This is a genomic window from Nocardia sp. NBC_00565, assembly GCF_036345915.1.
In the GTDB taxonomy this organism is placed as follows: domain Bacteria; phylum Actinomycetota; class Actinomycetes; order Mycobacteriales; family Mycobacteriaceae; genus Nocardia.
The window spans coordinates 2,005,754-2,018,086 of the sequence record NZ_CP107785.1 but is presented as its reverse complement, the minus strand read 5'-3'; the positions used below and the strand labels follow the sequence as shown (position 1 = coordinate 2,018,086).

Below are 12,333 nucleotides of genomic sequence, written 5' to 3'. Positions count from 1 at the left end.
GCCTCAGGGAGCCACCAGCGGTCCGTAGGCGTCGGGGCGGCGATCGCGATAGAACGCCCAGCGGTCGCGCACCACCTTGATCAGATCCATATCGAGGTCACGGATCACCAGCTCGGGGTCGGTGTCCGAGGCGACGTCTCCGACGAATTTACCTTCCGGATCTACGAAATAGCTGGTTCCGTAGAAATCGTCATCACCGTACTCCTCGATGCCCACCCGGTTGATGGCCCCGATGAAGTATTCGTTGGCGACCGCGGAGGCGGGTTGCTCCAGTTGCCACAGGTAGCCGGACAGCCCGCGCGAGGTCGCGGAGGGGTTGAACACGATCTCCGCGCCCGCCAGGCCGAGCGCACGCCAGCCCTCCGGGAAGTGCCGGTCATAACAGATATAGACGCCGACCTTGCCGACCGCGGTGTCGAAGACCGGCCAGCCCAGGTTGCCGGGGCGGAAGTAGAACTTCTCCCAGAACCCGTTGACGTGCGGAATGTGGTGTTTACGGTACTTACCGAGGTAACTGCCGTCCGCATCGATGACCGCCGCGGTGTTGTAGAGCAGGCCCGGCTGTTCCTGCTCGTACACCGGCAGGACCAGCACCAACCCCAATTCCTTCGCCAGGGCGGCGAATCGCTCCGTGGTCGGACCCGGCACCGATTCCGCGTAGTCGTAGAACTTCGCGTCCTGCAACTGGCAGAAGTACGGGCCGTAGAACAACTCCTGGAAGCAGATCACCTTGGCGCCCTGTGCGGCGGCCTGGCGGGCGTAGTCCTCGTGCGCCTTGATCATGGACTCTTTATCGCCTGTCCAGTTCGTCTGGACGAGCGCGGCTCGAACGATTCCCATGCTTTGTTATACTTCACCGAGACTCAATTCGGTTGTGTTACAAGATTGCGGAAACAGTTTCGTAGCCGTAAACCTTGGGGCCGGTCATAGTTCCGGCGCTGTGCCCGACGCAGAATGACGCTGTGAACTTCGACCCCGCTACCGCGCCACAGGTGCCCGCAGACGATGCGCGAGACGCCGCGTCGGCACCTGCCGTTATCGGGTCGGGGCTGTTCAGCGGGGACCTCGAAGATCGGACGCCGGCCGGAATCGCGGCGGCGGTGAGTCGGCGGATTCGTTCGGGGGCAGTCGAACCCGGGGCGCGGTTGCCGACGGTGCGGGAGGTCGCTCGAGAGTTGCGGGTCTCGCCCGCTACCGTCAACCAGGCTTGGCGGGCGTTGGCGGCCACCGGTGCGATCGTGGCGCGGGGGCGGGCCGGGACATTTGTCGGCGAACCGGACGGAACCCGTCCGGTGCCGCCGACCGGGCGTTATCAGCGACTGCATCCGCCCTCGGACAGTGCGTTCCGTATCGATCTTTCCCGGGGGACGCCGGATCCGGAGCTATTGCCCGATCTGGCTGCCGCGCTGCACGCGATCACCGATCATGGGCGGGGCGGTTTGGCCGCCGACTATCTCGGCGAGGCGGTGTTACCGGAATTGGCCGCGAAGGTGCGCGCCGATTGGCCGTTTCGCGCCGAACGGCTCGCGGTTCTCGATGGCGCTCTCGATGCCGTCGATCGATTGCTCACCACGCACGTGCGGCTCGGTGATGCGGTCGCGGTCGAAGATCCGTGCTTCCCACCATTTCTCGATCTACTCGCCCGTATCGGCGCTCGGCCGGTAGCCGTTCGGATGGACGAATCTGGTTTGCTACCAGACGATTTGAGGCGCGCTGTCAGAAAACAAGGTGCCATTGCGCTGATCCTGCAGCCGCGCGCACAGAACCCGACGGGCGTCTCGCTGACCGCCAGACGTGTCCGCGAGCTGACCGAAATCCTTTCCGGCACGAATACACTCGTCATCGAGGACGACCACTCCGCCGGAATCGCCTCCGCCGCACTGCGTTCCCTTGGCGCGCGATTGCCTCGAACGGCACATATCCGGTCTTACTCGAAATCACATGGGGCCGATCTGCGCCTCGCAGTGGTCGGCGGCTCCGCCGAGCTGCTCGACCCGGTGATCGAGCGCCGCATGCTCGGCCCGGGCTGGACCAGCCGCCTACTGCAACGCCTACTGCTCACCATGCTCGACGACGACACCGCCGCCCGCACCGTGACCGCGGCCCGCACCGAATACCGAAGGCGCTCAACCGAACTCCGGCGCGGCCTGGCCCGCAAGGGCACTACCATCGCTCGCGGCGACGGCATCAACCTCTGGCTCCCGGTGGCCGATGAGAACGCGGCCATGATCTCCCTCGCCGCCGCCGGCATCAAGGCCGCTCCCGGCCGCCCCTTCGAGATCGAAGACCACCCCCTCGGCGACCACCTCCGCATCACCGTCGCCCCCATCACCGACGCCGACCTCGACTGGCTCACCACCGAACTGGTCGCCGCCACCACCGCCGCCCCCACCTACCGCCGCGTCCGCCGCGCCTGACCCGACATTCACGAATCGGCTCGGTGATCGTGGCCGCATATCTATTGCCACACAGTCGCAATGCGGTATCCGTTCCACTCGGGGCGTCGAGATGGAATGATCCGCTGAGCATCACCCGATGCGATCCCCAACAGAAGGAGACCTCCACCGGTGAGCAGCGATGTGCAGGCGCGGCAATTCGACCACCATCAGCCCACCAGGCAGCAGCATCGCCGAGTCGGGACCGCCCTGCTACGGGGCCTTGGCGTATTCGCCGTCGGCGCGAGCCTCGCGGTCTTTGCCCCGGGCGGCGTCTCGGCGGATCCAGGGAGCACACCGGTCGCCGGTTGCGCGGCCCCGGATATGGTCAAGCCCGAGACCAAACAGTGGGACGCCGAACCCGCGCTGACGATCGATCCGGGCGCGGCCTACACCGCGAAGTTGGAGACCACCTGCGGCACCGTGGATATCGCACTGCAGGCGGGCCGTGCGCCGCGCACGGTGAATTCCTTCGTCTTCCTGTCCGGTCAGAAGTACTTCGACCACACCCAGTGCCACCGCCTCACCACCTCGGGCATCTTCGTACTGCAATGCGGTGACCCGAGCGCCACCGGAACGGGTGGCCCCGGCTACCAATTCCCGAACGAGAACCTGGACGGCGCGACCTACCCGGCGGGCACCGTAGCCATGGCGAACGCGGGCCCCGACACCAACGGCAGCCAGTTCTTCCTGGTGTACAAGGATTCGCAACTGCCCCCGAACTACACCCCGTTCGGCAAGATCACCAACGGCACGGACGTCCTCGACCGGGTCGCCCAGGCAGGCGTCGCCGATAGCTCCGGCGACGGCCGCCCCAGCGCCGATGTCGTCCTGAACACGGTAACCACCACAAAGAACTGACCCGCGCCGCGGTGCGACCCCCCCTGCGGGCCGCACCGCGCGTGGCCGGTTCGTGGTCGCACTCGACGGGCGACCCCAGTGGCCTATGCCGGACCACACGGGCACTGACCAGTCCCCGCTGATCCGCGATGATCAGTTGTTCAAGAAGTAAATCGCTTCCCAGAGGTGACCGTCGGGATCGCTGAAGTAGCCCGCGTAAATTCCCCACGGGCGGACCAGCGGCGGACGGACGATCGTGCCGCCCGCTTGTTCGGCCTGTTCCAGAATGTGATCGACGCCCTCGCGGCTCTCGGCGAAGAAGCCGAGGCTGATCGGTGAACCGGCGACTCGCTCGGGCGCGATGCCCGCATCCAGCGCCAGATCGGTGCGCGAATAGAGCGAGAGGATGAGCCCGCCGTCGAGGGTGAACATGGCGACCGAACCGCCCGGAGTCCGCTCATCGCGGACGAATTCCGTGCCGACGATGCCCGGTGAGGAGAGGCCGAGGCCGTCGCGGTAGAAGCGCAGGGACCGCTCCAGGTCACTGACGGCCAAAGTGATCGCGTTGATGTGGGCCTTCATACCGATACCTCCTGATGCTCGAGCCGGGGCCGGCGAGCAGCCCCGGCTCCAGTCAATACGGCCAGTGTCCGGCGGTCTTGAACGAATCGGAGGACGCCGATTCAGTCGAGGCGGAGCATATCCGCCCAGACCTGCGACCAGGGATGACGCGGTGTGCAGCGCCAGATGGTGACGTTGCGGGTGACATCCGGGTAGCCCAGCCGTGCGTCGACGCGGCCGATAGGCGTCAATTCCGAACAGGTGGAACGCATTTCCTCTTCGGCATTGCCGACCCACAGCACCGTTGCCGCCGAATCCGGTGGGGTGCCGAAGTATCCGAAGCCACGGTTCGGACTGTAGACGGCGGGCAGCCCGTAATGCTCGCGCTCGACGTCCAAAGCGCTTGCCTGCCAATAGGAGTCGGTGATGATGACGGCCTTGGTCCGTTCGGATTCCGGCAGCGCCCGGTAGGCGTCGGCGGTCGCCGCACGCAGCTCCGGCCAGCCGAACCTGCCGTACAGGCCGATCTGGATACCGGCCTCGGCCTGATTGTCGACCGGGTCGATCGTCGACTCGGATCGCCACGGCATCGAGAACACCGCGATCGCCACCGAAACAGCCACCAGCGCCACGGTCACATAGATCCGCCACCGTCGGGCGTTCTCGGTCCACCGAACCGCACCCGCCGCCATTACGGCCGCATAGCACCCGGCCGCGTAGTACGGACGACCGTTGGTGACGATGAACACCACCGTCAGCAGCAGCGGCAGTAGCGCGAGAAATCGGTACGGCCGCAACGACTCCGAGCGAAACAGTGCCCAGATGCCCACGATCAGCATGACCCCGCCGAACAATCCGGCGGCAGCGAGGGCCAGCGGCAGCCAGGTGTACCGGCCACCGATCGTCGCCTGCTCCGCCGCGACCACCGCACCCAACCGCAGCTGCGGCCAGTCGTGACCGGCTTGCCAGATCAAGGTCGGCGCGGTCACCACGACCACGAGCACAGCGCCCAGCCACAGCGCGGGCCGCCGCAACAGCTCCCGCGGACCGTAGACCGCCACACCGATCGCAATCGCGAGCCAGAAGAACGGAATCAGCCACTTCACCTGCATATCGAGCGCCGTGACCAGTTGGTGGCCAACTGAGTTCCCTGTACGAGCAGGAATGGCGAGGTCGCGTACGCCGTCGCGGTCAGCGCCTGCGCGGTCCTCGAGCCACCCAGCTCGCGCGCGATCTGGGCGCTGATCAGGACGGCGACCACCGTCGCCAGCGCGGCCGGAATCCGCAGCGCCGCCAGCGATCCCGGCGCGATCAGATCCATCAGCCGCGCGATGGCGGGCAGCAGCGGCCCCTGATCGGCATAGCCGAATCCGAGTCGGCGCCCGGCCGCCACGAAATACAGTTCGTCGCCGAAGAACCCGTAGCGTCCGAGCGATACGAACAGCATGACCGCCGACACCGCCGCGATTGCCCCGACGCCGACCCAGGCGAACGGCGGCCCGGATTCGACCGTATCTTCCTGCTGCGCTTGGGTTTCCACCACACTAGTCATCAGTTCCCTCCTTCCGGGTTGCCACATCGAACAACCGGCACACATGCGCCGAGTACGTCTTCATATCGAAGTCCTGCTCCCGGATGGCGCGCCCGGCCGCGCCATCGATGGCGTCCCGAATCGACTTGGCCATCACCAGCGGATCGAATGTGCCGAATTCCCCGGCCCGCTGCCCCTCGCGCATGATGTCGACGAGCGGCTGAATGATCTCCTGCTCCCCATCCGCCGAGGCGAACCGCGGCTTGCCGTCCGCGTCACGCAAATTCAACACCACGTCGGTGAGCGCCGCGACGTACTTCTTATTCGCATCGATGAAGCCCAGATTCGATTCCACATAGGCCAGCAACTGATTTCGCGCCCCCTCGGCCGCCATCACGGCGGGTGCGATGTGCTCCGCACCGGAGACGTACAGCTGAATCACCAGCTGCGTCATCAGATCGTCCTTGCCCTCGAAGTGATAGGAGATCACTCCCTTCGAGATCCCGGCATGCTTGGCGATCCGCGCCAGCGAAGCACCCCCGTACCCCACCGCGGAGATCACCTCCACCGCGGACGCGATGATCTGCCGCCGCCGCGCCTCCTCGATGAACGACCGCTGCCGACCGTCCGTCCCATTTCCTGACCGCATGGCCAAATTTTAATCCAACCGGCCAACCACCCACATCAACCCCGAGGATGACCGGCATGTAGACCACGAGGATGACCCCCGAACGCCGAAAGGCCGCGCTCCCAACGGAAGCGCGGCCCCTCGGCTCCAAAACTTACAGGTACTGACCCGTATTCGACTCGGTATCGATCGCCCTGCTCACGGAGGCGTTCTTGCCGGTGAATTAGACGCAGCCGGATGCAGACGATCCGCTCACCCGAAAAAGCCGCGCTCCCAACGGAAGCGCGGCCCCTCGGCTCCAAGATCTACAGGTACTGACCCGTATTCGACTCGGTATCGATGGCGCGGCTCGCGGAGGCGTTCTTGCCGGTAACCAGCGTGCGGATGTAGACGATCCGCTCGCCCTTCTTACCCGAAATGCGGGCCCAGTCATCGGGATTCGTGGTGTTGGGCAGGTCCTCGTTCTCGGAGAACTCGTCCACGATCGAATCGTAGAGATGCTGGATGCGCAGGCCCGGGTTGCCGGTATCGAGTATCGCCTTGATGGCGTACTTCTTGGAGCGGTCCACGATGTTCTGGATCATGGCGCCGGAGTTGAAGTCCTTGAAGTACAGGACCTCCTTGTCACCGTTGGCGTAGGTGACCTCCAGGAAGCGGTTGTCCTCGCTCTCGGCGTACATCCGATCGACGACCCGTTCGATCATCGCGCGAATGCACAGACCCTTGTCGCCGCCGAACTCCTCGAGATCGTCGGCGTGCAGCGGCAGTTCCTCGACCAGGTACTTCGAGAAGATGTCCTGCGCCGATTCCGCGTCCGGCCGCTCGATCTTGATCTTCACATCGAGACGTCCGGGCCGCAGGATGGCGGGGTCGATCATGTCCTCGCGGTTGGAAGCACCGATCACGATGACATTCTCGAGGCCCTCGACACCGTCGATCTCCGAGAGCAGCTGCGGCACGACCGTGGTCTCCACGTCCGAGGACACGCCCGAACCGCGGGTGCGGAAGATCGAGTCCATCTCATCGAAGAACACGATCACCGGCGTACCTTCGGAGGCCTTCTCCCGGGCCCGCTGGAAGATGATCCGGATGTGGCGCTCGGTCTCGCCCACGAACTTGTTCAGCAGCTCAGGGCCCTTGATGTTGAGGAAGAACGACTTGGCTTCCTTGGCATCCTCACCGCGCGCCTCGGCGATCTTCTTCGCCAGCGAGTTGGCGACAGCCTTGGCGATCAACGTCTTACCGCAACCGGGCGGGCCGTAGAGCAGCACACCCTTCGGCGGCCGCAGCGCGTACTCGCGGAACAGATCCTTGTGCAGGAACGGCAATTCCACCGCGTCACGGATCTGCTCGATCTGCCGACCGAGGCCTCCGATATCGGTGTAGTCGACATCGGGCACTTCCTCGAGTACGAGGTCCTCGACCTCGGCCTTGGGGATGCGCTCGAAGGCGAAGCCCGCCTTGGTATCCACCAGCAGCGAATCACCCGGCCGCAGTTTGCGAATCGGCTGATCCGGATCGTCCAGATCGTCGACCTCGGCAAGTTTGGCCAGCGGACCCGCCAGCCACACCACGCGCTCCTCGTCGGCATGTCCGACGACCAGCGCGCGACGACTGTCGTCGAGGATCTCGCGCAATGTGCCGATCTCACCCACGGCATCGAAGATGCCGGCCTCCACGACCGTGAGCGCCTCGTTGAGGCGCACGGTCTGGCCGTATTCGAGGGTCGAGGTGTCGATATTGGGTGAACACGTCAGACGCATCTTGCGGCCCGAAGTGAATACATCGACCGTCTGATCCTCGTACACACCGATCAGAACGCCGTATCCACTGGGTGGCTGACCGAGCCGATCGACCTCCTCACGCAGCGCGACAAGCTGCTGGCGCGCTTCCTTGAGGGTGTCCATCAGCTTGGTGTTGCGAATGGTCAGCGAATCGATACGGGCTTCCAATTCCCGTGCACGATCCGGCGAATCGGCTAGTTGCCTGCGGAGTGCAGCCGCTTCGGCGCGTACCGCCTCGAGCTCTCTCCAGGCCGCCGAATCCGAATTCTCGATGGGGCTCATGTGCTGCTCCTCCCAGTCCCGGTCTACTAACGCTACCGGGCGCGAACCGTTCTCGCTTTCCGACATGGTTTCGTCGTGATCACATCTGGGCTGCGATCGGCGGCGGAACAACCATGTTAGCCTGCCCTAACCAGTCCACGGCGACCCGCTTCGCCGACCGAACCGAAAGGTTGCTGACGATGCTCCTTCCCGCCAGGATTTCCCGTATTTCTCTGGCTATGGCCGCCGCGGCCGTCGCCGTTACCGTCGGTCTCACCGCCTGCGGCTCCGACGACAAATCCGACGCCAAGGCGACCACATCGGCCGCTGCGAGCACCAGCGCCGCAGGTCACGGCGATCATGGGACCGCAGGCGCGCCGACCGCCGAGGCGCTGACCGCAGTCCTGGAAACCCTGTCCGACCCGACCAAATCCACCGCCGACAAGGCCAAACTGATCGTCAATGGTGACAAGCGCACCGCCAATATCGACCAGATGAACCAGGCGCTCGGCAACTACGGCAAGCTCACCTACGCGGTCACCGACATCACTACCAGCGGCAACACCGCGACCGCGCAAGTGACCATCACCTCACCGCATGGCACCGCCCCCGCCATGCCCATGACCTGGGAACACGTCGACGGCACCTGGAAGCTCTCGGATGCCAGCGGCTGCCTGATGCTCGGTTTCGCGCAGGCGCCCTGCGTCCCGGCCTAACCCTTCGAGGGGCGACGCTGCGGCTTCGGGGTGACCGTACCCTCGGCGAGCCGCCGCGCGCTGACCAGGAAGGCGGTGTGGCCCTGCATGCGATGTTCGGGCCGCACCGCCAGACCGACCACATGCCAGCCGCGCACCATCGATTCCCACGACCGCGGCTCGGTCCAGCACTCCTGCTCGCGCAGCGCCTCGACCACTTTCGACAATTGTGTGACGGTCGCCACATAGACCACCAGCACGCCGCCGGGGACCAGCGCCTTGGACACCGCGGGTAGCGCATCCCATGGCGCGAGCATGTCCAGCACGACCCGATCGACCGGCGGGCCGTCGTAGTCGGCGACATCGGCGACGGTGATCGACCAGTTGTCCGGACGCTCGCCGAAGAAGGTCTCGACATTGCGGATCGCGTGCTCGGCGTGGTCCTCGCGGATCTCGTAGGAGACCACCTCGCCCTCCGGGCCGACCGCACGCAGCAGCGAGCAGGTCAACGCGCCGGAACCAGCACCGGCCTCCAGCACACGCGCGCCGGGGAACATATCGCCCTCGTGCACGATCTGCGCGGCGTCCTTGGGGTAGATCACCGCCGCACCGCGCGGCATCGACAGCACGTAGTCGATCAGCAAGGGACGCAAAGCCAGATACGGTGTGCCGTTGGTGGACTGCACGACGCTGCCCTCGTCGGCGCCGATGAGGTTGTCGTGCTTGATACCGCCGCGATGGGTGTGGAACTCCTTGCCGGGTTCCAGCACCACCGTGTAGAGGCGCCCCTTGGCATCGGTCAGCTGTACCCGGTCCCCGATGGTGAATGGCCCGGTCCGTCTGGCCGTCATGTATCTCCGTTCGCTGGTCGATTGGTGCTGTCTCGGCTTTACCGCACCGGCGTGTCGGTGCCGCCGGATAGCCTGCCAGGTATGCATTCGCCCGTATCCACGCCCCCTGCCGACGCCGCGCGGGAACCAGCGCCCGCGGTGCCGGCCCAGCGCTCGCGCCCGGCGCTGTCCCCTTCTCGGGCAATGGATTTCAAGCAGTGCCCGCTGAAGTACCGGTTCCGGGCGATCGATCGGATTCCCGAGCCGCCCACCCGTAACGCGGTGCGGGGCACGGTGGTGCACGCGGTGCTCGAGGACCTGTACGGACTGCCCGCCGCGGACCGTCGGCAGGAACGCGCGGTCACGCTCGTCGAGCCCGCTTGGGCGCGGGTGCTGGCCGACCAACCGGAGATCGCCGGGCTGGTCGCCGACAACGGGCTGGACGGCTTTCTCGGCGAGGTGCGCGCGCTCGTCGAGACGTATTACCGGCTGGAGGATCCGACCCGGTTCGATCCGGAGTCGTGCGAATCGCGGGTCGAGGTCGAACTCGACGACGGTGTGCTGTTGCGTGGTTTCGTCGACCGGATCGATGTCGCGCCGACCGGTCAGTTGCGCGTCGTGGACTACAAGACCGGGCGGGCGCCGGGCCTCGCACAGGAGACGAAGGCGTTATTCCAGCTGAAGTTCTACGCACTGGTGGTGTTGCGCACCCGCGGCATCCTGCCGACCCAATTGCGGCTGATCTATCTGGCCGATGAACAGATCCTCACCTATGCCCCCGACGAGGACGAACTGGTGCGCTTCGAACGCACCCTCTCGGCCTTGTGGCAGGCCATTCTTGCGGCGGGCCGCACTGGTGAGTTCCAGCCGAGTACGAGCTGGCTGTGCGGCTTCTGCAGCTACAAGAACCTGTGCCCCGAATTCGGCGGCACCCCACCGCCCTATCCGGGTTGGCCCGACGGCGGCACCACCGAATCGCCGGACGAGACATTGCTGGACGCGGTATCCGAGTGACCGCCGCGCCGCACTGGGATCGGCTCAGCCGAGGAAGACCTCCGAATGGAAGCCGTGCGATCCGAGTATCGCGATCACGCCGATCAGCACCAGTACGCCGATGACATCACCGATCACGATGAGCACATTGCGAATCCGCCACCACGAGCCGACCGGCCCCGCATCTGGTTTCACTGCATCCTCCCCTATGCCTCATACCTGAACGGTCTCGCCGCCCGGGCCCTTCCATTGATAATTTCGCCCGACATGCCCCCAGTGTTGCGGGCGAATCATTAAATTTTCGTGAGTTTCGCATCGAACAAAATGCACGGCCCGAGACACACACCGCCCCGATGCTCGCCGGAATGACCGGCGAACATCGGAACAGCAGGTGACCGGTGCGGATCTACACGGTGAAGTTGTGGAACAGCAGCACCGAAAGGCCCAAGCCGACCGCCAGATTCACCAGAGCCGCCGACGACCGGCCGCCACCCCGCCTCGCGCAGGCCGCGCAGAGAAAATTCGAGGCCGATAGAGACGAAGGCGAAAATCAGGAACCAGTTGCGCAGATCGTTGACTATCGCGATATGCGCCGTGCCGGTCTTCTTGTCCACCGACTGCAGATAAACGGTCCCGATGACGGAGGCGGCAACGAAGCCGATCACGAACTTCGGGAACCGCTCCCAGAACTGGCGCGCCGAGGGCCGGGCCGCGCCGGGGTTGCGCTCGACCCGCAGCGTGAAATAGGCGGTCAGCGCGATCGCGACGATGCCGATCAGTGCGTTCTGCGTGGTCTTGACGATGGTGGCGATCTGCAGCGCCTGCTCCCCCGCGATGGCACCGGATGCCGCGACGGCCGCCGTGGTGTCGATATTGCCGCCGATCCAGGCGCCGGCGACCGCATCGGACAGGCCGAAAACATCAGCGAGCCAGGGCAATATGAAGATCGAGGGCAGCGCGAAGATGATCACCAGCGAGGCTGCGTAGGCGATCTGCTCGCGCTTGGCCTGCACCGCGCCGGCGGCCGCGATGGCGGCGCTGACACCGCAGATCGAAACGGCCGAGGAGAGCAGCGCGCGCAACTTGTCGTCGAGGCCGAGTCGACCGCCCAGCCACCAGGTGAAGCCGAAGACCGCGGTGATCAGCAGCAGCGCCTGCACGATCGATGGACCCGCCGCGGTCACCAGGATCTTCAGGTTGATCGACGCGCCGAGCAGCACGACGCCGGTCTTGATGAAGAACTCGGTGCGGAAACCGGCCGAAAGACGTTCCCGGAGGTCGAGTTTCGCGAGCACGACATTGCCGATCAGGCCGATCGCGATGGCGTACACCGGGAATTCGATCGACTTGGCCACCCGATTGAACGGTGTGTCCACCGCCCACTGGGGGACGTGGGTGTCGAAGTATCGGGTCAACGCGCCGAGCAGGATGACCGTCACGATACCGGCCGCTATCTCCGCCCCGGTTGGGCGCGAGATCGACTGCAGCGCAGATGTTTCCGAGCGCACGGGGGCGTCCGATACATCGGACTCGGAAGCTGTGTCCGGCGCGGTCTTGCCGTCATTTTCCGACATCACGGCACCAGCCAATCCGGAATCGCACCGACCAGCACGAGCCCGATCAGTACCAGCCCGACGACGGCGGCCAGCCAGTCCTCGTTCCACGCGAATGTGCTGCCCGGACGTTCCTCGGGCGGTGTCTGCGACACGTCGTTCTCCTTGCGTTCCCCATCAAGAGGCACGCAGCGTACCGACGTCCGAAACCCGCGCACACCG

Annotated in this window: 13 protein-coding genes and 1 pseudogene; 4 read left to right on the top strand and 10 right to left on the bottom strand. The window is 65.4% G+C overall.

Features of this window, described 5'->3' with window-relative positions; translation table 11 throughout:
* Nucleotides 1-3: 3 nt before the first annotated feature.
* A complete protein-coding gene (locus OG874_RS09735) occupies nucleotides 4-840 on the bottom strand; it encodes a nitrilase-related carbon-nitrogen hydrolase (protein WP_330254788.1) in 837 nt (278 codons plus the stop codon).
* A 122-nt stretch (nucleotides 841-962) separates the two neighbouring features.
* Between OG874_RS09735 and OG874_RS09730 the strand changes: the two genes are divergently transcribed.
* On the top strand, nucleotides 963-2,417 hold the full coding sequence (locus tag OG874_RS09730) for an aminotransferase-like domain-containing protein (protein WP_330254787.1): 1,455 nt from the start codon (nucleotides 963-965) through the stop codon (nucleotides 2,415-2,417).
* A gap of 150 nt (nucleotides 2,418-2,567) precedes the next feature.
* Nucleotides 2,568-3,296: a peptidylprolyl isomerase gene (locus OG874_RS09725; protein WP_330254786.1), complete on the top strand. Its 729-nt coding sequence runs from the start codon at nucleotides 2,568-2,570 to the stop codon at nucleotides 3,294-3,296.
* A gap of 132 nt (nucleotides 3,297-3,428) precedes the next feature.
* On the opposite strand, the gene OG874_RS09720 is transcribed toward OG874_RS09725, so the two are convergent.
* From OG874_RS09720 to arc, 5 genes are all read right to left on the bottom strand, one after another.
* Nucleotides 3,429-3,857 carry a VOC family protein gene (locus tag OG874_RS09720; protein WP_330254785.1) on the bottom strand — a complete coding sequence of 143 codons (429 nt, stop codon included), beginning with the start codon at nucleotides 3,855-3,857 and terminating at the stop codon, nucleotides 3,429-3,431.
* Between the two features lie 101 nt (nucleotides 3,858-3,958).
* The gene (locus tag OG874_RS09715) at nucleotides 3,959-4,948 is read right to left on the bottom strand and encodes a hypothetical protein (protein WP_330254784.1); all 990 of its coding nucleotides are present in this window, start codon (nucleotides 4,946-4,948) and stop codon (nucleotides 3,959-3,961) included.
* Nucleotides 4,939-5,388, bottom strand: a complete 450-nt coding sequence (locus OG874_RS09710; protein ID WP_330254783.1) for a glycosyltransferase family 39 protein — start codon at nucleotides 5,386-5,388, stop codon at nucleotides 4,939-4,941. Before OG874_RS09710 ends, OG874_RS09715 begins: the two co-directional genes overlap by 10 nt.
* The gene (locus OG874_RS09705) at nucleotides 5,381-6,016 is read right to left on the bottom strand and encodes a TetR/AcrR family transcriptional regulator (RefSeq protein ID WP_330254782.1); all 636 of its coding nucleotides are present in this window, start codon (nucleotides 6,014-6,016) and stop codon (nucleotides 5,381-5,383) included. The genes OG874_RS09710 and OG874_RS09705 overlap by 8 nt, the downstream gene beginning before the upstream one ends.
* Before the next feature lie 284 nt (nucleotides 6,017-6,300).
* A complete protein-coding gene (gene arc, locus OG874_RS09700) occupies nucleotides 6,301-8,061 on the bottom strand; it encodes a proteasome ATPase (RefSeq protein WP_330254781.1) in 1,761 nt (586 codons plus the stop codon).
* Nucleotides 8,062-8,240: 179 nt separating this feature from the next.
* Here arc and OG874_RS09695 point away from each other — a divergent pair, with 179 nt between their 5' ends.
* Complete coding sequence (locus OG874_RS09695) at nucleotides 8,241-8,756, top strand: hypothetical protein (RefSeq protein ID WP_330254780.1); 516 nt, start codon at nucleotides 8,241-8,243, stop codon at nucleotides 8,754-8,756.
* On the opposite strand, the gene OG874_RS09690 is transcribed toward OG874_RS09695, so the two are convergent.
* Nucleotides 8,753-9,586 carry a tRNA (adenine-N1)-methyltransferase gene (locus OG874_RS09690; protein WP_330254779.1) on the bottom strand — a complete coding sequence of 278 codons (834 nt, stop codon included), beginning with the start codon at nucleotides 9,584-9,586 and terminating at the stop codon, nucleotides 8,753-8,755. The genes OG874_RS09695 and OG874_RS09690 overlap by 4 nt on opposite strands.
* An 81-nt stretch (nucleotides 9,587-9,667) precedes the next feature.
* Between OG874_RS09690 and OG874_RS09685 the strand changes: the two genes are divergently transcribed.
* Nucleotides 9,668-10,579 (top strand): RecB family exonuclease, encoded by a 912-nt coding sequence (locus OG874_RS09685; protein WP_330254778.1) that lies wholly within the window; start codon nucleotides 9,668-9,670, stop codon nucleotides 10,577-10,579.
* Nucleotides 10,580-10,603: 24 nt separating this feature from the next.
* Here OG874_RS09685 and OG874_RS09680 read toward each other — a convergent pair whose 3' ends face one another.
* The 3 genes and pseudogenes from OG874_RS09680 to OG874_RS09670 all read right to left on the bottom strand — a co-directional run bounded on the left by OG874_RS09680 (nucleotide 10,604) and on the right by OG874_RS09670 (nucleotide 12,266).
* Nucleotides 10,604-10,753, bottom strand: coding sequence for a hypothetical protein (locus OG874_RS09680; RefSeq protein ID WP_330254777.1), 150 nt, complete (start codon nucleotides 10,751-10,753; stop codon nucleotides 10,604-10,606).
* Between the two features lie 211 nt (nucleotides 10,754-10,964).
* Nucleotides 10,965-12,132 (bottom strand): annotated as a pseudogene (locus tag OG874_RS09675) (YeiH family protein).
* Nucleotides 12,132-12,266, bottom strand: coding sequence for a hypothetical protein (locus OG874_RS09670; RefSeq protein WP_330254776.1), 135 nt, complete (start codon nucleotides 12,264-12,266; stop codon nucleotides 12,132-12,134). Before OG874_RS09670 ends, OG874_RS09675 begins: the two are co-directional and overlap by 1 nt.
* Nucleotides 12,267-12,333 lie beyond the last annotated feature (67 nt).

Coding starts and splice junctions, on each gene's coding strand:
- OG874_RS09735 (WP_330254788.1), bottom strand. CDS start 840: ATGGGAATCGTTCGAGCCGCGCTCGTCCAGACGAACTGGACAGGCGAT.
- OG874_RS09720 (WP_330254785.1), bottom strand. CDS start 3,857: ATGAAGGCCCACATCAACGCGATCACTTTGGCCGTCAGTGACCTGGAG.
- OG874_RS09715 (WP_330254784.1), bottom strand. CDS start 4,948: ATGCAGGTGAAGTGGCTGATTCCGTTCTTCTGGCTCGCGATTGCGATC.
- OG874_RS09710 (WP_330254783.1), bottom strand. CDS start 5,388: ATGACTAGTGTGGTGGAAACCCAAGCGCAGCAGGAAGATACGGTCGAA.
- OG874_RS09705 (WP_330254782.1), bottom strand. CDS start 6,016: ATGCGGTCAGGAAATGGGACGGACGGTCGGCAGCGGTCGTTCATCGAG.
- arc (WP_330254781.1), bottom strand. CDS start 8,061: ATGAGCCCCATCGAGAATTCGGATTCGGCGGCCTGGAGAGAGCTCGAG.
- OG874_RS09695 (WP_330254780.1), top strand. CDS start 8,241: ATGCTCCTTCCCGCCAGGATTTCCCGTATTTCTCTGGCTATGGCCGCC.
- OG874_RS09690 (WP_330254779.1), bottom strand. CDS start 9,586: ATGACGGCCAGACGGACCGGGCCATTCACCATCGGGGACCGGGTACAG.
- OG874_RS09685 (WP_330254778.1), top strand. CDS start 9,668: ATGCATTCGCCCGTATCCACGCCCCCTGCCGACGCCGCGCGGGAACCA.